Raw genomic sequence first — 20,906 nt, 5'->3', positions numbered from 1 at the left:
GGCTTATTCCTCTTCTTCGACGTGCTTGGTGGTGAGCGACCGCCACAGCAGCACGGGGAGGATGAGCGTGAACACGATCACCTCCTTGAACGCCGACGCCCAAAACGATGAATACGACTCCAGCAGCCCCACCAGCAGCGCGCCCAGCGCAGCCACTGGATAGCTGACCAGCCCACCCACGATGGCACCCACGAAGCCCTTCAGGCCGATCAGGAAACCGGATTCGTAGTACACCGTGGTGAGCGGTGCGATCAGGATGCCGCACAGCGCACCCAGCGCCGCTGCCAGCGTGAAAGCCAATCGCCCGGCTTGCGTGGTGCCGATACCGACGAGCCGCGCACCGAGGCGATTCACCGCCGTGGCGCGCAGTGCCTTGCCCGACACCGTACGGCCAAAGTAGAAGTACAGCGCCACGATCATCAGCAGCGACACCGCCACCACCCACAGACTCTGGCCTGACACCGAGAGCGCGCCCAGATCGAAGCGCGCATCCGAGAAGGCATCCGTACGCGAGCCTTCCGCGCCGAACATCACGAGGCCCAGCCCCACCATCGCAAAGTGCACGCCCACCGAGACGATCAGCAGCACCAGCGTGCTCGCCTCGGCCAGGGGCTCGTAGGCCAAGCGGTAGATCATGGGCCCCATCGGAATGACGATCAGCAGCGCGAGCGCCACCTGCACGGCCATCGGCAACGCCATCGGCGCGAGCATGCTGGCCGCGGCGTACACCGCCAGCGGAAAGACAAGATACTTGCCCGCGTAGATCGCGCCCGTGCGCAAGGCATGCAGGCGCAACTCGGGTTGCAGCAGCGTGCGCCCCATCTCAACGAGGAAGGTCAGCACGCCGAGGGCAACGAGCATCGACGCGGACAGCGGCGCCTTGTTGGCCTGAATCGCCGCCAGCGTGAGCGCGCCATACGCCACGAACTCGCCCTGCGGGATGAAGATCACGCGCGTGACTGAAAACACCAGCACGAGCGCCAATGCCAGGAGCGCGTAGATCGCGCCCGACGTCACGCCGTCCTGTGCCAGGATGGCGGCAATCGACAAGTCCATGAGTCTCCTCGTTCTTGTAGTCGTGGGATTCGCGCGGAAGCAAAAAAGCGCGAGGGGGCGCCACGAGTTACGAGATAGTAAATTTCTTACGGCAGGATGAAATTGGCGAGAACCCTAACGCCTCGCTAGCGCATCGCACGGGCTCGCTTGGCCCCCGCCTTGGTGGGTTCTGGTGCCGGCGCCCGCAGCATGGCCGACAGCTGTGTCACGAATGCACGCAGCGTCGCCTCCAGTTCGCCGCCACGTTCCGCATGAAACAGCGGTTGCAGGTTCAGCGCAATCAGCACCAGCGCCAACTGCCCGCGCTCGCCAAACACCGGCAACGACAGCGCACTCACCCCGGGCAACAGACTGCCCGAGACCCACGACGCGCCCTCCCTGCGGATGTCTTCACACAGACGGTAATAGTCCGTCAGCGAGCGCGGCAGACCCGGCAGATCATCGCTGGCGCGCTCGTGCAGTTCGCGCTCGACCAGCGGCAGCGTCTGCTCGATCGGCAGATATGCGCCAAACAGGCGGCCGGTAGCGGAATTGAGCATCGGCATGACGTCACCGATGCGCAGGTTCACCCCAGGTGCGCCGCCGGCCTTTTCCCAGTGCACGACGGTTGGGCCGCGATCGCTCCACACAGCGATGCCGATGGTGTGGCCGGTCTGGTCCCGCATTGCAGCCAGCAAGGGCCGCGTGCGGACGATGGCATCAGTGCGGTTGAGGCTGGCCAACCCCAGGCGCAGTGCAAAGGGCCCGAGCTCATAACGACCGGTGAGCGGGTCTTGCGAGACAGCACCCACGCGCTGCAGGCTCACCAGATAGCGATGCGCCTTGGACGGATGCATGCCCGCTGCACGTGCCAGATCACCCAGCGCCATCGCGCGCATGGCATGCGTCAGCGCCACCAGCAATTGCGAGCCGACCTCGATGGACTGGATGCCGGAACGGTCGCGATTTGCGCGCGCATCGTCAGCATCGCCATCGGGTGGCAGATCGTCTTCGACTTCAGTGGTCTCCATGTCCTCGTGGGGGCGCAAGTTGGGTAGCACCGGGCAGTGCCGGAGCTGGCAAGTGCTGCGAGCGTAGCATGCGGACCGCCGCCGTTAACGGCGTTTTAATTTTTATGCATTGTAGAAACAATGCTTCTAATCATAATAAACGTATACCCTAGGCGCGCCACCCAACCGCACGGTCTATGATAGCCAACGTTCGGTCTTGCCTGACATCTGCGTGCCCCCAACCACGCTTTCACGGCATCTTCGCCACCGAAATAAATTCCCCCAACCGTAATTCACTACGACAGGAGTGACAGAATGGCCAAAGCCTTCGCCTCGCAAGCCGACCTCGAGGCCAAACAAGTCACCTTCACCCAGCTCTCTCCCAACGCCTACGCCTACACCGCCGAGGGCGACCCGAACTCGGGCGTCATCATCGGCGACGACTCGGTGCTGATCGTCGACACCACTGCCACCCCGGCCATGGCGCAAGACCTGATCGCCCGCATCCGCGCCATCACCGACAAGCCGATCAAGCACGTGGTGCTGTCGCACTACCACGCAGTGCGCGTGCTGGGCGCGTCGGCCTACTTTGCTGAAGGCGCGCAAAACGTCATCGCCAGCCGCGGCACGTACGAGATGATCGTCGAGCGTGGCGAAGCGGATATGAAGTCGGAAATCGAACGCTTCCCGCGTCTGTTTGCCGGCGTCGAGACCGTGCCCGGCCTGACCTGGCCGACGCTGGTGTTCGAGCGCGAACTCACGCTGTTCCTCGGCAAGCTGGAAGTGAAGATCCTGCACCTGGGCGCCGGCCACACGAAGGGCGACACGGTGGTGTGGATTCCGTCCCAAAAGGTGCTGTTCTCGGGCGACTTGGTTGAATACGACGCCGCCTGCTACTGCGGTGACGCCCAGCTCGAAGAATGGCCCGCCACGCTGGATGCGCTGCGTGCACTGGGCGCCGACAAGCTCGTGCCCGGCCGCGGCCCGGCGCTGCTGAACCCGGCAGAAGTCGACAAGGGCCTCGCTTACACGCGCGATTTCGTGTCCACCCTGCTTGAACGCGGCAAGCAAGCCGTGGCGCAAAAAATGGACCTCAAGGCCGCAATGGCCCACACCCGCGCGGCGATGGACCCAAAGTTCGGCCACGTCTTCATCTACGAGCACTGCCTGCCGTTTGACGTGACACGTGCCTTTGACGAAGCCAGTGGCATCAAGCACCCCCGCATCTGGACCGCCCAGCGTGACCAGGAAATGTGGGCTGCACTGCAGAACTGACGTAGCAGCACCTCTGCCGTGAACTGATTCCACCAACAAAGCGGCGGCCAGGACCGCCGCGGGTGCGAGCGAGACATGAACCCCGATTTCCAGAACCGCGTTTTCTCCTACACGCCGTGCGCTGAACAGCAGGCCAGTGCGGCAACTGCATCGCGCCCTGTCGTCATCGTTGGTGCGGGGCCGGTCGGCCTGGCCACGGCCATTGACCTGGCGCAGCAGGGCGTGCCCGTTGTTGTCGCGGATGACGACTGCACGCTGTCCACCGGCTCGCGTGCCATCTGCTTTTCCAAGCGCTCGCTAGAAATTTTCGACCGCCTTGGCTGCGGCGACCGCATGGTCGACAAAGGCGTGAGCTGGAACGTCGGCAAGGTCTACCTCAAGAACGAACTGCTCTACAGCTTCGACCTGCTGCCCGAAGCCGGCCACCACCGGCCGGCCTTCATCAACCTGCAGCAGTACTATGTCGAAGGCTACCTCGCTGAGCGAGCCCAGGCGCTGCCCAACATCGAGCTGCGCTGGAAGAACAAGGTGACGGGCCTCGCACAGGATGCCGATGGCGTGACGCTTACCATCGAGACGCCCGACGGCACCTACACGCAGCGCGCGCAATACGTGGTGGCCGCCGATGGCTCGCGCAGCCCGGTACGCCACGTGATGGGCCTGGAAGCGCATGGCCAGACGTTCAAGGATCGCTTCCTGATCGCCGATGTGCGCATGGACGCGCCGTTCCCCAGCGAGCGTTGGTTCTGGTTCGATCCGCCGTTCCACCCGAACCAATCGGTGCTGCTACACCACCAGCCCGACAACGTCTGGCGCATCGACTTCCAGCTCGGCTGGGATGCCGACCCGGTGGCCGAAAAGCAACCCGAACGCGTCATCCCACGCGTGCGTGCGCTGCTCGGTGCGGGCGTCGACTTCGAGCTGGAATGGGTCAGCGTCTACACGTTCTCGTGCGAACGCATGGACCGCTTCCGCCACGGCCGCGTGCTCTTCATCGGCGATGCAGCGCATCGTGTGTCGCCCTTCGGCGCGCGTGGCGCCAACAGCGGCCTGCAAGACGCCGAGAACCTCGCGTGGAAGCTGCGCATGGTCCTCAATGGCGATGCGCCCGACACGTTGCTCGACACCTACGCCAGCGAGCGCGAATTCGCTGCCGACGACAACATCCGCCACTCCACCCGCTCCACCGATTTCATCACGCCCAAGAGTGCAGTCAGCCGGCTCTTTCGCGATGCCACGCTGCGGCTGGCCAAGCACTATCCGTTTGCACGCACGTTGGTCAACAGCGGGCGGTTGTCGATGCCAACGGTGCTCGAAGGCTCGCCACTGCAAACACCTGATGAAGCGCCATTTGCCGGCGCACTGGTGCCGGGTGCGGTTGCCCTGGATGCGCCGGTACGCAACGCCGATGGCCATGCAGACTGGCTGCTCTCCCACCTGGGCGACAGCTTCACCGTGCTGCGCTTCTGCGGCGTCGGCGAACATGTCGATGCACTGCCCCTGCCCACACTCGCGATCTTCCCTTCGGGCGGCAAGGGCACGGTCTCGGCCAACGTGACCGCGCTCGAAGACGTCGACGGCCTTGTCGCGCAACGCTATGACGCGCGGCCCGGCACCACCTACCTGATCCGCCCGGATCAGCACGTCTGCGCACGCTGGCGCGCATTCGACCCCGCCAAGCTGACTGCTGCACTGCTGCGAGCCGGTGGCCAGACGGCATCTGCCGCAACGCCTCGCGCCACCGCGATCGTCTAAACCCAGCGCCTGAGCTCAACGCCGACCACCATGCCGCTGAACACACAACCCAACCTGCCGCGCCCGGACGATTTCTACGAGGCGTTGATCGACACGCACCGCAACCTGAGCGACGAGCAAAGCGCGATGCTCAACGCGCAGCTCATCCTGCTGCTGGCCAACCATATCGGCGACATGGCGGTGCTGCGCGAAGCGTTGGCGGCTGCGCGACTGGCATTGCCCGCAACCACCGCGTAAGCGCCATCGCGTTTCAACAATCCAACACTCGCACGGCATCGCACTTGCGACTGCGCAAAGTGCGGTGCTAGTATCCGCACCGCTTACCGATCAACTACTTTGCACAGGAGGAAAAAACATCATGCGTCACCTTGCTTTCCCCTTTGCAGGCCCTTGCCTGGGTTGATCGAATCTCTCGCGCTGTAGCACACAGCGTCTTCGCATTGCCCCAAGGCTCCGGCCTGCCACATCAGATTTTTTTCAGACCTGATATGGAATATTCATGGGCAATTGCATCTTGCATTTGTTCGATGGCGGCACCCTGATCGCCTCGGACGACACTTGGATCGAAGGCGATGCGATCCGACAACTTCAAATCACCAAAGCACTCGACGGCATGCGCCATGTGGCTGGCATGCCCGACCTGCATCCGGGCCGCGGCTACCCCGTGGGCGCGGCGTTCTTCTCGGTCGGCCGCCTGTATCCGGCGCTGATCGGCGGTGACATCGGCTGCGGCATGACGCTGTGGGCAACGGACATCGATGCCAACAAGCTCAGCCTGGACAAGCTCGACAAGCGGCTCGGCAACATCGATACGCCGCTCGACGAAAGCTGGCGAGAACTGGCAGCGGCATTGGCTCCCGCGGGCAGCGGCTTTGACGCCGCACTGGGCACCATCGGTGGTGGCAACCACTTTGCCGAACTGCTGCGCGTGGATGACATCTACGACGAGGCGTCCGGCATTTCGCTGAACCCGCGTCAGCTTCTGCTGCTGGCACACAGCGGCTCGCGCGGGCTAGGCCAGGCGATCCTGGAAGAACAAGTTCGCGCGCACGGCCACAGCGGGCTGTCGCAGAACGACCCCGCGTGCGCGGCCTATCTGGAGCGCCATGACACAGCGCTGCACTTTGCCAAGGCCAACCGCGAGCTGATCGCACGCCGCATGCTGGACCGCTTGCACGCGCAGGGCAAACTCCTGCTCGATGTGCATCACAACTTTGTCGCACCGGCCACGGTCCATGGCGAACGCGGCTGGCTGCATCGCAAGGGCGCAACGCCGTCAGATGCGGGTGTGGTCGTCATCCCCGGTTCGCGTGGGGACTACAGCTACCTCGTGGCCCCGCTGCCGAGCGAGCACGGCCTGTTCTCGCTTGCACACGGCGCGGGCCGCAAGTGGATGCGCAGCGATTGCAAGGACCGCCTCGTGCGCCGCTTCACCCCGGCGCAACTCAACCGGACCAAGCTCGGCAGCCACGTCATCTGCGAAGACAAGCAGTTGATCTATGAAGAGGCTCCCGAAGCCTACAAGTCGATCGACAGCGTGATCGCCCCACTGGTGGACGCTGGCCTGGTGAAGGTGCTCGCGCGCCTGCGCCCGGTGCTGACCTACAAGACGCGTGGGGAGTGCTGCTGATGGTGTTGCTGCAATTCTCTTCTGCGCAGGGGCCGGCGGAATGCGAACTGGCGGTGGCGAAAGCACTTGCACGCCTGCAACGCGAATCCGCAGACGCAGGCGTTCAACTCGAACTGGTGGAACAGGAGGATGGCGAACGTGCCGGCACGCTGCGTTCCGCGCTGGTCAGCCTGGAGGGCGATGCTGAAGACGCCGTGGCGCGCGCATGGGAGGGCACGATCCAATGGACGTGCCCCAGCCCATATCGCGCCAACGGCCCGCGGCATGCACGCAAGAACTGGTTCTTCGGCGTGGCACGTTGCCCGGCGCCATCGGAAACGCTACCTGGCGAGATTCGCTTTGAGACCACGCGTTCGTCTGGTCCGGGTGGGCAGCATGTGAACAAGACAGAGTCCGCCGTGCGAGCCACGCACGTCGCCACGGGCATCAGCGTGAAGGTGCAGACCGAGCGCAGCCAGCACGCCAACAAGCGGCTGGCCGTGCTGCTGCTCGCACACAAGCTGGCGAACCATGATGCGGCGACCACCGCGACGCAGCGTGCAGAGCGGCGCGCGCTCCATCACCAGGTGGAGCGCGGCAACCCGCGCCGTGTGTTCAAGGGCGAACGGTTCGAGCCGGCGTCCGGTGCTTAGCGGCCGGCCTGCCGCGTGCCGGCAAGCTGGCCGCGCCGGTATTCGCCCTGGCGCTCCAGCATCCAGCCGGGGTATTCGGCAGGGAGTTTGCTCAGGCCATCGAGCTGCGCCAGCTCTTCCGTCGTCAGCTCAACCTTGGTGGCGGCAATGTTGTCGTCAAGTTGCTCGACCTTCTTGGCACCGACAATCACGCTGGTCACCACGCGCTGGTGCAGCAGCCAGGCCAGTGCAATCTGCGCGACCGACACGCCGCGCGCATCGGCCATGACGCGCATGGCATCGATGCAGGTGTAGGCGCGCTCGCGGTCCACCGGGGGGAAATCGAACGTTGTGCGGCGGCTACCCTGCTCGCCCTGTTGCTCACGGGTGTACTTGCCGCTGAGCAAGCCACCAGCCAACGGGCTCCACACCATCAAGCCCAGACCTTCGCTTTGGAGCATCGGCACCAATTCGCGCTCCAGGTCACGACCAGCGACGGTGTAATACGCCTGCAGGCTTTCGAAGCGCGCGCAACCCAGGCGCTCTGCAATGCCCAGCGCCTTAACGATCTGCCAGGCCGCCCAGTTCGACACGCCGACGTAGCGCACATGCCCCTGCTGCACCAGAGTGTCGAACGCACGCACCGTTTCCTCAATGGGCGTGGCCGGATCGAAACCGTGGATCTGGTACAGGTCGATATGGTCAAGCTGCAGGCGCGCCAGGCTCGCCTTGACCCCATCCATGATGTGATAACGCGACGCACCGCGCGCGTTCGCACCTTCACCGGTCTGGCCGAACACCTTGGTGGCGACGACCACGCTGTCGCGCGACACCTTCAGGTTTTTGAGCGCCTGCCCGGTGATCTTCTCCGACACGCCGTTCGAGTACACATCCGCCGTATCGATGAAGTTGATGCCGGCCTCCAGCGAGCGGCCAATCAGCCGTTCGGCATCCGCCTGCTGCAGATCACCAATGTGCTGCCAGATGCCGTCATTGCCGCCAAACGTCATCGTCCCAAGGCACAGTTCCGATACAAACAGGCCCGTCCGTCCCAACATGTTGTAACGCATGTGATCCACTCCGGTACGTGGTGATTGAATGCCGAGCACACAGGCTCGCGCATTGGAAACAGCGCAGAGGATAGGACGGATTGGCCAACCGTGCAGGGCACATCATTCTGGTGGGTGTTTGGGGGCTCGCCGCTCGATGCCTGCAACCAATGCTGCTGGCGACTGGTGCGCTTTGCGTACCCGATCGGAAAGCGCTTGACACTCCAGCAAGCGCCCCTCCGGCACACCTCGTGAAAACCCAGTGCGATAATTCCTCGCGATTGTTGATCGGCGCGACGCGCACCCGTTTCACAATCGCTCCATCCATCAGAACAAACAGCTATGAAAAAGAGACAACTGATGTCACTGGCAGCGGCGTTGGCCTGCGCCACCTCCGCCACCGCATTCGCACAGCCCACCAAGGCTGCCAACACCGATAGCGGCTTGCTCCAAGCCGCACAACAGCGCAAAGATGCCTTCGTCAAAGACCTGGCCACGCTGGTCAATATCGACACGGGCACTGACGATGCCAATGGGCTGGCCAAAGTCGAAGCGGTCCTCGCACAACGTCTGAAAGACCTCGGCGCCAGCGTCGAAGTCGTTGCCGCGCCGCCGGCTGCAGGCAAGGCCGTGATTGGCAAGCTGCAAGGCACCGGCACGCAGAACATCATGTTGATGATTCACTACGACACCGTCTTCGGCGTCGGCGAGGCCGCCAAGCGCCCGTTCAAAATCACCGGCAACAAGGCCACCGGCCCCGGCGTAGCCGACGCCAAGGGCGGCGCACTGCTGATCCTCTACGCGCTGGAAATCGCCCGCGAGCGCGGCTTCAAGGACTACAAGACGCTGACCGTACTGTTCAACCCCGATGAGGAAAAAAGCTCGCTCGGCTCACGCAGCCTGATCAGCAAGTTGTCGGCCGAGCAGGATTACGTGCTGGTGTATGAGCCGCCCGAGGCCGACGTGGTGACAGTGGCCACCAACGGCATCGCCTATGTACATCTGGACGTAAAGGGCCGTGCATCGCACGCAGGCTCGGCGCCGGAAGCCGGCCGCAATGCCGCGTTGGAACTGTCCAATCAGATCGTTCAACTCAAGGATCTGGGCGACCCGGCCAAGGGCACCACGGTCAACTGGACGGTGGTCCGCTCGGGCGATCGCGTCAACATCATCCCCGAGGCCGCCTCCGCTACCGCCGACATGCGCATGTCCGACGTGGCCGAAGTGCAGCGCGTGCAGGCCGATGCCGACAAGATCATCCAGAAGAAGCTGATTGCCGACACCGACGTCAAGGTCAAGGTCGAGAACCGCCGCCCGCCCTTCAGCCGGAATGCCGACAGCGACCACCTGGCCGCCGCCGCAGACGGCATCTACAAGGAACTCGGCAAGTCGATCAAGCCGGTGGCCATGCGCTATGGCACCGATGCCGGTTTCGCCTACCACCCCAACACCGGCAAGCCGGTCGTGCTGGACGGCATGGGCATCGTCGGCGACCGGCTCCACTCGTCGGATGAATGGGCCGACCTCGACAGCGTGGTGCCGCGCCTGTACCTCACGGTGCGCATGATGGAAGTGATGGGCAAGGGCAAGCCCAGCAATTGATGCGTGCCTGGCGTGTTATCCCTGCTTTGTATTGGGGATGACACGCCATGACGCCAACAGTTGCCAATTACGCACCCAGCAGCGCCGGCGGACGGCGTTGCACCCACTGCGTCGCCTGCTCATACGCATAGGCGAGCTGCAGCACGGCCAGATCCGCCTGGCGCTTGCCGATGATCTGCACCCCCATCGGCAACCCCTGCGCGCCAAAGCCCACCGGAACACTCATCGCGGGGCTGCCGGACAACGACACCGGCGTGACCACCTCCATCCAGCGGTGATACGTGTCCATGGTCTTTCCTGCGACGCTCGCCGGCCAATGCGTCTTGGCATCGAACGGGAAGACCTGCGCGGTCGGCAACAGCAGAAAATCGTAGCGTGCGAACAGCGCATTGATGGCGTTGTACCAGGCACTGCGGTCGGCCGATGCCCTGAAGTAATCCTGCGCGCTCAGCTTCAGGCCGCCTTCGATCTCCCAGATCAGCTCCGGCTTCATCAGTGCACGTTTGGCCGGGTCCTTGTAGGCCTCGCCCTTGCTGGCGGCCACCGAGGCGTGACGCATCGTCAGCCAGGTTTGCCACAGGCGTTGCGGCGAGAAATTCAGGTCCGTGTCCTCAACCCGGCACCCGATGGCCTCGAAGCTTTTCAGCGACTGGCGGCACAAGTCCAACACCCCCGCCTCCATCGGCAGGTAGCCATTGAGATCACCCAGCCAGCCCACGCGGGTGCCACGGAAATCGCGTTTGAGCGGCGCTGCAAAACGGGCTGGGTCCTGCTGAATCGACAGGGGTGCCCTTGGGTCATAGCCGGCCTGCGTGGACAGCAGCGTCGCAAGATCGGTCACCGTGCGACCCATCGCGCCGTTGGTGCTCAACTCACCGAGAAACAGTTCGTCGGACGGCCCGGACGGCACGCAACCCGCAGAAGGGCGGAAACCGTAGACGTTGTTGAATGCAGCCGGATTGCGCAATGACCCCATCATGTCGCTGCCGTCGGCCACCGGCACCAGGTGCAAGGCCAGCGACACGGCAGCGCCGCCACTGCTTCCGCCGGCAATGCGGGACTGGTCGTAAGCATTGAGCGTCGTGCCATAGACGGGGTTATACGTGTTCGACCCCAGGCCAAACTCGGGTGTATTCGTCTTGCCGATCAGGATGGCGCCCTGGCGTTTGATGCGCTCGACGAAGATGTCGTCGTGCTTGGGCACGTTGTCCTTGTATAGCGGCGAGCCGTAGGTGGTCTTGATGCCCGTTGTGGCCGCAAGGTCTTTCACGGCATGCGGCATGCCATGCATCCAGCCCCGGTATTCACCTCGCGCAAGCTCGCTGTCGCGCGCGTCGGCCTGCTTGAGCAAGGCATCGCCATCCTGCAGCGCGACGATCGCATTGACCTTGGGATTGACGCGTTCGATGTGCGCCAGATACGCCGCCATCGTTTCGCGGCAGGAAACCTTGCGCGCCTTGATCGCAGAGGAAAGCGTCACGGCATCCATCGAAACAATGTCCGACGACACGTTGCCGGCAGGCGTTGCCTGCACCGTGGCGGCACCGGCATTGGCTGCCGCGGCCATGCCAGGCACGCTACCGAATACGGCGGTACCCAGCATCGCTCCCGAAATCGCCCCGCCCTTGACGAGAAACCGACGGCGCTCTTCCGAGCATTCCTGCCCTTGCATCTCTGCTTTCATGCTGTCTCCATGGTTGATATGTGATCGGGCGTCACTTTGCTGGAGACCATGCTAGGACCCGCTGTTCCCCGCTTCAATCAACCTGGGCAGCCATTCATTACTTCGAGAGTAAACGTCCTGCCAACATTAGGAGCACAGCAAACACGCTACCCCGCCACCTCCGCAAACCGCTGTGCGACAAGGTTGCGCAACCACTGGTTGCCGGCATCCTGATGGAAGCGCCGATGCCAAAACACATTGGTCTGCAGCGCCGGCAGCTTGAGCGGCGGTGCCACGAACTGCAGCCCGAACGGCGGCGCCGCCCGCTCGGCCAGCTTGCGCGGCACCGTCACAATCAGGTCCGTCGTGCTGACGATGTACGGCACCGCCACGAAGTGCGGCACCGAAAAGCGCGCCGACTGCGTGATCCCCACCTTGTCCAACAACGGCCCGATGGCGTTGTAGGGGCTGGCTGAACTCGCGACCACCAAGTGCGACGCCGCACGAAAGCGCTCCAGCGTCAGGTCACCGTCCGCCAGCACGTGGCCGTGCCGGAACATCGTCACGTAGTCTTGCTGGAACAGGCGGCGCTGGAAAATGCTCTCCCCCGACAGATCATCGAATGCGCCAATGGCCAGATCGATGGCGCCCGCCTCCATCTCCGCCTTCATGTCGAACCCGCCGGCACGCAGGGTGTCGATGCGCACGCCGGGCGCCTGTTCGGCACAGAGCTGCGCCAGCACCGGCATGAAATACACCTCGCCGACGTCGCTCATGGCAATGGTGAAGGTGCGCGTGGAGCTGGCCGCTTCAAAATGCGTGCGCTGGCCCAGTGCCCGCTGCAAGGTGTCCAGCGCCGTAGCCACCGGTTCGGCCAATTGCTCGGCAAGTGCGGTCGGCATCATGCCGCGCGGGGTGCGTACGAACAGCTCGTCGTCGAAGGTCTGGCGCAGCCGGGCCAGCGCGTTGCTCACGGCCGGCTGCGACAGCCCCAGACGCTCAGCTGCCACGGAAATGCGCTTCTCCCGCAGGATTTCTTGAAAGACCACCAGCAGGTTCAGGTCCACATCGCGCAGGTTGAGCATGCGACGCCTCGATATTCACAGTATCAATAGCACGCATTCTCGCATTGATATTCCAAATTTTCACTCAATCCGGACAATACGCGCATACCTAGAAGCCAAAACAGAGCGGCAACGCCGCCACCGGAGACCACCATGCGCCCTGCCCCCGCTGCGCCATCCGCCTCACCCGCCTCAATTGACCTCGCCCGCCTGATCGACCAGGGCAAAGTCGGCGGCTTCCAGATCCTGTTGCTCGCCATCTGCGGGCTGTGCCTGATCATCGACGGCTTTGACGTGCAGGCCATGGGCTACGTGGCGCCGGCCATCATCAAGGATTGGGGCATCACCAAGGCGAGCCTCGGGCCGGTATTCGGCGCGGGGCTGTTCGGCATGCTGGTCGGCTCGCTGGTGTTTGGCGTGCTGGGCGACCGCTTCGGGCGTCGGCCAGTGCTGATCGTCGCCACGTTCTTCTTTGCCGCTTGCATGCTGGCCACCACGCAGGTGGAAACGGTGCAGGCGCTGCTCGTCCTGCGCTTCATCACCGGCCTGGGGCTGGGCTGCATCATGCCCAACGCGATGGCGCTGGCCGGCGAGTTCAGCCCGGCGCGCTCACGCGTAACGTGGATGATGCTGGTGTCGTGCGGCTTTACCGTGGGCGCGGCGCTGGGCGGTTTTGTGAGCGCCGCGCTGCTGTCGCGCTTTGGCTGGCCGTCGGTGTTTCTGGTGGGCGGTCTGGTGCCGCTCGTCATTGGCGTAATGATGGTGCTGTGGCTGCCGGAGTCCCTCCAATACCTCGTGCTCAAGGGCGATCCGCAAACGCGCCATCAGCGCCTCGCGCGCTGGCTGGGCAAGCTCGCGCCGCAACTGCAGGTGGATGCGCAGACGCAGTTCGTGGTGCCCGAGGCGCCCGCACGTGGCATGCCGGTGTCCGCCCTGTTCACCGAAGGCCGCGCCAAGGTCACGCTGGTGTTGTGGGTCATCAACTTCATGAACCTGATCGACCTGTACTTCCTGTCGAACTGGCTGCCGACGCTGATCCGCGATGCGGGGTATCCGACGGATACCGCAGTGCTAGTGGCCACCGCGCTGCAGGTGGGCGGTGTGATCGGCACGCTCACGCTGGGCCGGCTGATCGACCGCCTGGGCTTTGTGCGCGTGCTGGCCGTGTGCTTCCTGATCGCCTGCGCCACGGTCGCGATGATCGGCCATGTGGCAGCGGCGCTGCCGATGCTGGTGGCGGTGGTGTTCATCGCCGGCTTCTGCATCGTCGGCGGGCAGCCTGCCGTGAATGCGCTGGCCGCCACGAATTACCCGACCACGCTGCGCGCCACCGGCATCGGCTGGAGCCTGGGCGTGGGCCGCATCGGCTCGGTCATCGGCCCGGTGATCGGCGGACAACTGATTGCCATGCAGTGGGGCGGCCCCGCGCTGTTCTCGGCGGCTGCGGTACCGGCGCTGGTGTCGTTCGGCATGGTGCTCGCCCTCACGCTGGCCGCCAGTGGCGCGGACGCCGCACGCTTTGCCGCACGCAAACCCGCCTGATGGCGCTGTAACGACTACGCTTTCTTTTGACGCATCCCTCCAACTGAGGACTTCAACCATGAACATGCTCGCCCCGACGGCCAAAAACGCATTTACCCCCGCGTCGCTGGACCGGCCCGCTTACCAAAGCGGCTTCGGCAACGAGTTCGCCACCGAAGCTCTGCCGGGCGCGCTGCCGCACGGCCAGAACTCGCCGCAGAAGGCGCCGTACGGCCTGTATGCCGAGCAAATTTCCGGCACGGCCTTCACCGCGCCGCGCGCGCACAATCGCCGCTCGTGGCTGTACCGCATCCGCCCGGGTGCCGTGCACCTGCCGTTCGAGGGCATTCAGCAACAGCGTTTCCACAGCAATTTCAACGAAGTGCCGCCTTCGCCCAACCAGCTGCGTTGGGACCCGCTGCCCGCGCCCGCTGCCGGCACGGACTTCATCGACGGCATCGTCACCTTTGCCGGCAACGGCGGCCCCGACGCGCAAACCGGTTGCGGCATCCATCTGTACGCCGCCAATGCGTCGATGACCGACCGCTTCTTCTACAACGCCGATGGCGAACTGCTGATCGTGCCGCAGCAAGGCCGCTTGCGCCTGCTGACGGAAATGGGCGTGGTGGATGTGGAGCCGCTGGAAATCGTCGTCGTGCCTCGCGGCGTACGTTTCCGCGTCGAATTGCCGGATGGTGAGGCCCGCGGCTACATCTGCGAGAACTTCGGCGCAATCTTCCGCCTGCCGGACCTGGGCGTGATCGGCTCGAACGGCCTGGCCAACCCGCGCGACTTCCTCACACCGCACGCCTGGTACGAAGACCGCGAAGGCAACTTCGAACTGGTCGCCAAATTCCAGGGCAACCTGTGGACTGCCAAGATCGGCCACTCGCCGCTGGACGTGGTGGCCTGGCACGGCAACTTCGCGCCGTACAAGTACGACCTGCGCCTGTTCAACACCATCGGCTCGATCAGCTACGACCACCCGGACCCGTCGATCTTCCTGGTGCTGCAAAGCCCGTCCGACACGCCGGGCGTGGACACCATCGACTTCGTGATCTTCCCGCCGCGCTGGCTTGCCGCGGAGAACACGTTCCGCCCGCCCTGGTTCCACCGCAACGTCGCCAGCGAGTTCATGGGCCTGATCCAAGGCGTGTACGACGCCAAGGCCGAAGGCTTCGTGCCGGGTGGCGCCAGCCTGCACAACTGCATGAGCGGCCACGGGCCGGACGCGGACACGTTCGAGAAAGCCAGCAACGGCGACACGACGAAGCCGCACAAGGTAGACGCAACGATGGCCTTCATGTTCGAAACGCCCGCCGTGATCCGCCCGACGCGCTTCGCAGCCGAATCGGCACAACTGCAAGCCAAGTACTTCGAGTGCTGGCAAGGCCTGAAGAAGCATTTCGACCCAACCAAGCGGTAAGAGGCTAACGATCACCGAACTCACCTTGGCGCCAAGGTAAGCACCGCGACGGTTTGGCCGTTAATGCCCTAGATGGCGCCTTGAATTTCTGTTGCAGAGAGGAAAAAGGAAGGGGAACTGTTTGAGCGAAGCGAGTTTTCCCCTTCCCCTCTCTGCGACATAAATTCAAGGGGAAGTCGCCATCTCGGGCGCGCCTTTCTTTGCTTACTTTCTTTGGCAAGACAAAGAAAGTGAGTCAGCCCCGGCAGGGGATGAAACAGAGGATGCACCGACAGCGTCACCGTACAACCGACAAACAAAACAACCCATCGCCCCCAACATGACCACACGACAACTCAGTTGGCTCGAATCCGCCAACACATCCGACACGCACTTCCCGCTGGAGAACCTGCCCTTCGGCATCTTCTCCACCAAGGAAAACCCCTCGCCGCGCGCCGGCGTGGCCCTGGGCGATCAGGTGATCGACCTCGGCGCGCTGGATGATGCCGGCCTACTGCCCGCATCCACGCGCGGCACGTTCCGCACCGGCAAGCTCAACAGCTTCATCGCGCTGGGCAAGCCCGTGTGGACCGAAACGCGCAAGAAGCTGCAAGCGCTGTTCAGCGTGGCAGACACGCACGTACGCGACAACGCCACGCTGCACGCCCGCGCACTCGTGCCGCAGTCGCACGCCGTGATGCACCTGCCGATCGACATCCCGGGCTACACCGATTTCTATTCATCCAAGGAACACGCCACCAACGTCGGCCGCATGTTCCGCGACCCCGAGAATGCGCTGCTACCCAACTGGCTGGAAATCCCCATCGGCTACAACGGCCGCGCCAGCTCCGTGGTGGTGAGCGGCACGCCGCTGCATCGCCCGATGGGCCAGATCAAGCTGCCCGACCAGCCGCGCCCGATCTTCACCGCCTGCCGCAAGCTGGACTACGAACTGGAGATGGCCTTCGTGGTCGGCAAGCCGAGCGCGCTGGGTGAGCCGGTTTCCGTGGATGCCGCACCGGACCACATGTTCGGCGTGGTGCTGCTCAACGACTGGAGCGCGCGCGACATCCAGCAATGGGAATACGTGCCGCTGGGCCCGTTCAACTCGAAGGGGTTCGGCACGTCGATCTCGCCGTGGATCGTGACGATGGAAGCGCTGGAGCCGTTCCGTGTGGCCAACCCGGCGCAATCGCCCGAGCCGCTGGAGTACCTGCGTCAAAGCCACCCCAACGCTTACGACATCGCCCTGGAAACCGCATTGCGTCCGCACGGCGGCAACCGCACCACCATCGCCCGCACGAACTTCCGCGCGATGTACTGGACGATGGCGCAGCAGCTTGCGCACCACACGGTGTCCGGCTGCAACGTGCGCGTGGGGGATCTGATGGGCTCCGGCACCATCAGCGGCACCACGCCCGATTCGTACGGCAGCCTGCTGGAGCTGACCGTCAACGGCAAGCAGCCGCTTGACCTTGGCAACGGGTCCACGCGCGCCTTCCTGGAAGACGGCGACGAAGTCATCATGACCGGCTGGTGCCAGGGGGATGGCTATCGCGTGGGATTTGGTGAAGTGCGCGGGGAGGTGCTAGCCGCCCGTAACGAGAAATAAATCGATATCCTTTGCGGAATCGTTTAACCCCGTTCAGCGACCGCACACTCGCGCGTTTTCACTTACTTACGAAACGCATAGCGATTATGGGCCAGTGAGCAGGCCCAACTTTCCAAAACGGGGCGCAACCAATCACGGCTGCGCCCTCCATCCATTCAATAACCCGACCACTCGCACTCGCGATCAGGGAAGGTTATCCGCCCCATCCCACTCAGCCAATCGTAAGACTAACTGAGATCAGGCATTTCTTTTGTTCGATTCATAAAATCTGATATCTTCGCCGAGTCCCGGCTCTTGAATGGACGCCCACAGGACCCATTCGACTCAAAGTGGCCGTGAGAATCCATCAGTGGTAAGCAATCCATCCTCGGGCATATCGAAATTAATACGCGCAAAAATACCAACATGAAACGCACCTATAGATCGCTTGCCTTCGTCGGATTCATCTCCTTGCTGGCCAGTTGCGGAGGTGGCGACGATAGTGGAAGCCCTGTACCACCGTCGCAACCCTACAGCGTGAGTGGCACAGTGAGCGGTTTGCACGGCATCACGCTCACATTGAAGAACAACGGCGGCGATGCCATCACAATTAAAAGCGACGGCCCGTTCAAGTTTCCGACCCCCGTTTCGGGAAACACCAGTTATTCAGTCTCTGCTGCCACAAACTCGGCGTGGACCGCGTGCAAGATTACCAACGGCAGCGGCACTCCGAATCTGGACGTGACAAACGTCACCGTGAACTGCAGCGCTGCACCTGGTGACGGCAGCATCGTAATGGCCAACCTTCGCCCCTGGGGCATCGCGGTGGACGCAGGGGGGGTGATCTATATCACCTCGCGCTCAACCACTGGTTTCGGTTCCGTCGTGACAATCGCGCCAGATGGCACAAGAGGTGGCATCGGGGGGCAGTGGCTACGCCCACTAACCGGAATTGCGGTTGATGGGACAGGCAATGCGTACGTAGCAGATACCCAAAATAGCGCCGTCAAGAAAATTGCTGCTGGCAATCTGATCACGTCGATCGGTAGCGGATTCCAATCGCCTTATGGCGTGACGGTCGATGGCCTGGGCAACGTATACGTGGCAGACACCGGCAACAACGCGATCAAGAAAATCGCTGTAGGTGGTACGGTTACCACGTTGGGCGTTGGGTTCAATGCCCCCCAGGATGTCAAAGTCGACGGTAGCGGCAACGTGTACGTGGCAGACACCGGCAACAACGCAATCAAAAAGATTGCCGTGGACGGCACAGTCACAACATTGGGTCGTGGATTCAGCGGTCCTGGCAGCTTGGCTGTCGACGCCGCCGGCACCGTGTACGTTGCTGATACAGGCAACAACGCTGTCAAGTCGATCGCGCCGGACGGGACTCTCGCGACACTAGCGACGAGCTTTCAACAAGCAAGCAGCGTCACACCGTTCAGTGCGCCACAAGGAATCACGCTCGATAGCAAAAGCAATCTGCTTGTGACCGATAGCAACAATGTGGGGGATGTCATTCGGCTGGTGCCCCGAAACTAGTTGCATGACATTGCGCAACGCGATCGACGCACAACGCCCGCCTGTCGCAAGGCGCTCGATCAAGAATCCTTCAGGAATCTGGCAGTGAGCGCCAGAAAGACCGAAATTAGAGAACAAGCAATCGGTTCAGCGGCGGATGAACAATCCGCCGCTCGCCTCACTCCTTCTTCTCAGCCGCAACGGCCAGCATCGCCTCGCCGATCACGTTTTCGCCGCTGGCCTTGAGTGCCTCACCGGCACCTAGTGCATCCCGCAGCTCCCGGTTCTGACCGAGCTTGAGCTTGCCTTCGAGCTGTGTGATTTCAATCTCGATGCCGACGATCATCTTCAGCAGCTCATCGACAAAACCGGCCGGCGCGTCGGACATCTTCCAGGGTACCGGCTGCGACGCTTCATGCGTGCGCGTCAGCCGCGCGACCACACCGCGCACGAAGCGCTCGTCGTCGCGGATGGTGATGCGGCCATGTGCGTGGACCACGCGGTAGTTCCACGTCGGCACGTGCTTGTGGTGTTCTTGTTTGCTCGGATACCAGGTCGGCGAGATATACGCATCGCCCGCGCGGAAGATGACCATCACCTCATCGCCGTTGGCCACGTCCTGCCAGACCGGATTGGCGCGTGCCACGTGGGCGTGCAGCGTGCCCAGCTTGCCCACTTCGGGCAGCAGCAGAAACGGAATGTGGTTCGCATCGAGCCCGTTCTTGCCGTGCGTCACCAGCGAGCCGAACGGGTTCTGCGCAATCAGGTCGTGCAATGCCTCGGTGCACGATTCTTCAAAGTGGGCGGGAACGTACATGGCAACTCCGGCAATAGCCGTGCAAATCAAGTAGGAACCTGCCCATTCTGAACCAAAGCGTGGCTCCAATACAGAGCCAGCTCTGGGACCATTCCTGGAGCCAGCTCAGTCACGCAGCAGATTCTTGGCGATGATGAGTTGCTGGATCTGCGTCGTGCCCTCGTACAGCCGTAGCAGACGCACATCGCGGTAGAAGCGCTCGGCCTTGTATTCGGCAATGTAGCCCGCGCCACCGTGAATCTGAACAGCGCGATCCGCCACGCGGCCAACCATTTCCGTACAGAACATCTTGGTGCACGAGGCCAGCATGCTGACTTCGTGATCCTGCTTGCCGACGGGCTTGGCGTCGTAGCGGCGGGCGCAGTCGCGCACCATCGACATGCCGGCATACAGCTCGGCCTGGCTGTCGGCCAGCATGGCTTGAATGAGTTGGAAGTCGGCGATCGGCTGGCCGAACTGCTTGCGCTCCTTGGCATAGGCCACGGCATCCGTGATGAGCCGATGCGCCATTCCGCATGCGAGCGAGGAGATATGCAGGCGGCCGCGATCCAGCACCTTCATCGCCGTCTTGAAGCCCTGCCCCGCCACGCCGCCGATGATGTTGGCAGCAGGCACTCGCACGTTGTCGAGCATCACATCGCACGTCTTGGTGCCGCGCTGGCCCATCTTCTTGTCCGGCTTGCCAAGCGTGATGCCCGGCGTATTAGCCGGCACGATGAACGCAGAGATGCCACCAGCCCCATCGCCGCCAGTACGCGCCATCAGCGTGAAGGCACCAGCACGCGGTGCGTTGGTGATGAAGCGCTTGGTGCCGTTGATAACGTAGTGGTCGCCATCCAGCGTGGCACGGGTCTGCAGCGATGCGGCATCCGACCCGGCGCCCGGTTCCGTCAGCGCGAACGAGATGATCAGATCGCCGCTGGCGATGCGCGGCAGGTAGTCGGCCTTCTGCGCGTCGGTGCCGTCCATCAGGATGCCCTGCGAGCCGATGCCGACGTTGGTGCCAAACACCGAGCGGAATGCCAGCGCCGTGTGGCCCAGGTCGTACCCCACTTCGCATTCCTGCGCCATCGACAGACCAATGCCGCCGTGCTCTTCCGGAATCGAGAGGCCGAACAGGCCCATCTCTTTCATGTCGGCGACGATGTCGGCGGGCACGTCGTCCTCGTCTTCGAGGATGTTTTCCGCCGGCACGAGCCGTTCCTGAATGAAGCGCTGCACCGATCGCTGCAGCAGGCTGAAGGATTCGTCGTCGAGTGCCATGTCGCTTGGCTCCAATGGGATGTTCCGGAAGATGGTACCGGGTTGGCGCGTTTTGACAATCCTGTCCCTCATCAACAGAATGTCGAATCCACTT

At 63.2% G+C, this 20,906-nt stretch carries 17 protein-coding genes; 10 read left to right on the top strand and 7 right to left on the bottom strand.

The genetic code is table 11. The annotated features are described in order from the left end of the window. Window positions 1-3: 3 nt before the first annotated feature. Both ACS13N_RS24990 and ACS13N_RS24985 read right to left on the bottom strand, forming a co-directional pair. Window positions 4-1,056: a branched-chain amino acid ABC transporter permease gene (locus tag ACS13N_RS24990; RefSeq protein WP_438934278.1), complete on the bottom strand. Its 1,053-nt coding sequence runs from the start codon at window positions 1,054-1,056 to the stop codon at window positions 4-6. 125 nt (window positions 1,057-1,181) lie between these two features. Then, entirely contained in the window at window positions 1,182-2,066 is an 885-nt protein-coding gene (locus ACS13N_RS24985) for an IclR family transcriptional regulator (RefSeq protein WP_438934277.1), read from the bottom strand. Window positions 2,067-2,360: 294 nt separating this feature from the next. On the opposite strand from ACS13N_RS24985, the gene ACS13N_RS24980 reads away from it, so the two are divergent. From ACS13N_RS24980 to prfH, 5 genes are all read left to right on the top strand, one after another. Next, the gene (locus ACS13N_RS24980) at window positions 2,361-3,320 is read left to right on the top strand and encodes an MBL fold metallo-hydrolase (RefSeq protein ID WP_438934276.1); all 960 of its coding nucleotides are present in this window, start codon (window positions 2,361-2,363) and stop codon (window positions 3,318-3,320) included. A gap of 75 nt (window positions 3,321-3,395) precedes the next feature. Then, window positions 3,396-5,075: an FAD-dependent oxidoreductase gene (locus tag ACS13N_RS24975; protein WP_438934275.1), complete on the top strand. Its 1,680-nt coding sequence runs from the start codon at window positions 3,396-3,398 to the stop codon at window positions 5,073-5,075. Window positions 5,076-5,105: 30 nt separating this feature from the next. After that, window positions 5,106-5,312 carry a DUF2783 domain-containing protein gene (locus tag ACS13N_RS24970; protein WP_021193910.1) on the top strand — a complete coding sequence of 69 codons (207 nt, stop codon included), beginning with the start codon at window positions 5,106-5,108 and terminating at the stop codon, window positions 5,310-5,312. 262 nt (window positions 5,313-5,574) lie between these two features. Further along, the gene (locus ACS13N_RS24965) at window positions 5,575-6,705 is read left to right on the top strand and encodes an RNA ligase RtcB family protein (RefSeq protein WP_438934274.1); all 1,131 of its coding nucleotides are present in this window, start codon (window positions 5,575-5,577) and stop codon (window positions 6,703-6,705) included. Continuing rightward, a complete protein-coding gene (gene prfH, locus ACS13N_RS24960) occupies window positions 6,705-7,337 on the top strand; it encodes a peptide chain release factor H (protein WP_438934273.1) in 633 nt (210 codons plus the stop codon). The genes ACS13N_RS24965 and prfH overlap by 1 nt, the downstream gene beginning before the upstream one ends. Here the strand turns inward: prfH and ACS13N_RS24955 are convergent. Further along, window positions 7,334-8,386 carry an aldo/keto reductase gene (locus tag ACS13N_RS24955; protein WP_438934272.1) on the bottom strand — a complete coding sequence of 351 codons (1,053 nt, stop codon included), beginning with the start codon at window positions 8,384-8,386 and terminating at the stop codon, window positions 7,334-7,336. The two genes, prfH and ACS13N_RS24955, sit on opposite strands and share 4 nt — an antisense overlap. 321 nt (window positions 8,387-8,707) lie before the next feature. Here ACS13N_RS24955 and ACS13N_RS24950 point away from each other — a divergent pair, with 321 nt between their 5' ends. Then, a complete protein-coding gene (locus ACS13N_RS24950; protein ID WP_438934271.1) occupies window positions 8,708-9,967 on the top strand; it encodes a glutamate carboxypeptidase in 1,260 nt (419 codons plus the stop codon). Between the two features lie 67 nt (window positions 9,968-10,034). Here the strand turns inward: ACS13N_RS24950 and ACS13N_RS24945 are convergent, their stop codons facing one another. Further along, the gene (locus ACS13N_RS24945; RefSeq protein ID WP_438934270.1) at window positions 10,035-11,651 is read right to left on the bottom strand and encodes an amidase; all 1,617 of its coding nucleotides are present in this window, start codon (window positions 11,649-11,651) and stop codon (window positions 10,035-10,037) included. Between the two features lie 146 nt (window positions 11,652-11,797). After that, the gene (locus ACS13N_RS24940) at window positions 11,798-12,715 is read right to left on the bottom strand and encodes a LysR family transcriptional regulator (RefSeq protein ID WP_438934269.1); all 918 of its coding nucleotides are present in this window, start codon (window positions 12,713-12,715) and stop codon (window positions 11,798-11,800) included. Window positions 12,716-12,847: 132 nt separating this feature from the next. On the opposite strand from ACS13N_RS24940, the gene ACS13N_RS24935 reads away from it, so the two are divergent. From ACS13N_RS24935 to ACS13N_RS24920, 4 genes are all read left to right on the top strand, one after another. Continuing rightward, the gene (locus tag ACS13N_RS24935) at window positions 12,848-14,236 is read left to right on the top strand and encodes an MFS transporter (protein WP_438934268.1); all 1,389 of its coding nucleotides are present in this window, start codon (window positions 12,848-12,850) and stop codon (window positions 14,234-14,236) included. Between the two features lie 58 nt (window positions 14,237-14,294). Beyond that, complete coding sequence (gene hmgA, locus ACS13N_RS24930; RefSeq protein WP_438934267.1) at window positions 14,295-15,641, top strand: homogentisate 1,2-dioxygenase; 1,347 nt, start codon at window positions 14,295-14,297, stop codon at window positions 15,639-15,641. Between the two features lie 319 nt (window positions 15,642-15,960). Next, window positions 15,961-17,232, top strand: a complete 1,272-nt coding sequence (gene fahA, locus ACS13N_RS24925) for a fumarylacetoacetase (RefSeq protein WP_438934266.1) — start codon at window positions 15,961-15,963, stop codon at window positions 17,230-17,232. A 405-nt stretch (window positions 17,233-17,637) separates the two neighbouring features. After that, on the top strand, window positions 17,638-18,753 hold the full coding sequence (locus ACS13N_RS24920) for a hypothetical protein (protein WP_438934265.1): 1,116 nt from the start codon (window positions 17,638-17,640) through the stop codon (window positions 18,751-18,753). A 157-nt stretch (window positions 18,754-18,910) separates the two neighbouring features. On the opposite strand, the gene ACS13N_RS24915 is transcribed toward ACS13N_RS24920, so the two are convergent. Both ACS13N_RS24915 and ACS13N_RS24910 read right to left on the bottom strand, forming a co-directional pair. Next, a complete protein-coding gene (locus ACS13N_RS24915; protein ID WP_438934264.1) occupies window positions 18,911-19,549 on the bottom strand; it encodes an FMN-binding negative transcriptional regulator in 639 nt (212 codons plus the stop codon). Window positions 19,550-19,654: 105 nt separating this feature from the next. Continuing rightward, entirely contained in the window at window positions 19,655-20,812 is a 1,158-nt protein-coding gene (locus ACS13N_RS24910; RefSeq protein ID WP_438934263.1) for an acyl-CoA dehydrogenase family protein, read from the bottom strand. Window positions 20,813-20,906 lie beyond the last annotated feature (94 nt).

The organism is Ralstonia sp. 24A2 (assembly GCF_051783885.1).
Taxonomy (GTDB): Bacteria; Pseudomonadota; Gammaproteobacteria; order Burkholderiales; family Burkholderiaceae; genus Ralstonia.
The sequence above is the reverse complement of the archived record's forward strand: the minus strand, read 5'-3'. Positions and strand labels throughout refer to the sequence as shown.

Excerpts from the sequence above, each read along its gene's own strand:
- hmgA (WP_438934267.1), top strand. The coding sequence starts at position 14,295 with ATGAACATGCTCGCCCCGACGGCCAAAAACGCATTTACCCCCGCGTCG.
- ACS13N_RS24935 (WP_438934268.1), top strand. The coding sequence starts at position 12,848 with ATGCGCCCTGCCCCCGCTGCGCCATCCGCCTCACCCGCCTCAATTGAC.
- prfH (WP_438934273.1), top strand. The coding sequence starts at position 6,705 with ATGGTGTTGCTGCAATTCTCTTCTGCGCAGGGGCCGGCGGAATGCGAA.
- ACS13N_RS24910 (WP_438934263.1), bottom strand. The coding sequence starts at position 20,812 with ATGGCACTCGACGACGAATCCTTCAGCCTGCTGCAGCGATCGGTGCAG.
- ACS13N_RS24940 (WP_438934269.1), bottom strand. The coding sequence starts at position 12,715 with ATGCTCAACCTGCGCGATGTGGACCTGAACCTGCTGGTGGTCTTTCAA.
- ACS13N_RS24955 (WP_438934272.1), bottom strand. The coding sequence starts at position 8,386 with ATGCGTTACAACATGTTGGGACGGACGGGCCTGTTTGTATCGGAACTG.
- ACS13N_RS24965 (WP_438934274.1), top strand. The coding sequence starts at position 5,575 with ATGGGCAATTGCATCTTGCATTTGTTCGATGGCGGCACCCTGATCGCC.
- ACS13N_RS24945 (WP_438934270.1), bottom strand. The coding sequence starts at position 11,651 with ATGAAAGCAGAGATGCAAGGGCAGGAATGCTCGGAAGAGCGCCGTCGG.
- fahA (WP_438934266.1), top strand. The coding sequence starts at position 15,961 with ATGACCACACGACAACTCAGTTGGCTCGAATCCGCCAACACATCCGAC.
- ACS13N_RS24990 (WP_438934278.1), bottom strand. The coding sequence starts at position 1,056 with ATGGACTTGTCGATTGCCGCCATCCTGGCACAGGACGGCGTGACGTCG.
- ACS13N_RS24970 (WP_021193910.1), top strand. The coding sequence starts at position 5,106 with ATGCCGCTGAACACACAACCCAACCTGCCGCGCCCGGACGATTTCTAC.
- ACS13N_RS24985 (WP_438934277.1), bottom strand. The coding sequence starts at position 2,066 with ATGGAGACCACTGAAGTCGAAGACGATCTGCCACCCGATGGCGATGCT.
- ACS13N_RS24920 (WP_438934265.1), top strand. The coding sequence starts at position 17,638 with ATGAAACGCACCTATAGATCGCTTGCCTTCGTCGGATTCATCTCCTTG.
- ACS13N_RS24975 (WP_438934275.1), top strand. The coding sequence starts at position 3,396 with ATGAACCCCGATTTCCAGAACCGCGTTTTCTCCTACACGCCGTGCGCT.
- ACS13N_RS24915 (WP_438934264.1), bottom strand. The coding sequence starts at position 19,549 with ATGTACGTTCCCGCCCACTTTGAAGAATCGTGCACCGAGGCATTGCAC.
- ACS13N_RS24950 (WP_438934271.1), top strand. The coding sequence starts at position 8,708 with ATGAAAAAGAGACAACTGATGTCACTGGCAGCGGCGTTGGCCTGCGCC.
- ACS13N_RS24980 (WP_438934276.1), top strand. The coding sequence starts at position 2,361 with ATGGCCAAAGCCTTCGCCTCGCAAGCCGACCTCGAGGCCAAACAAGTC.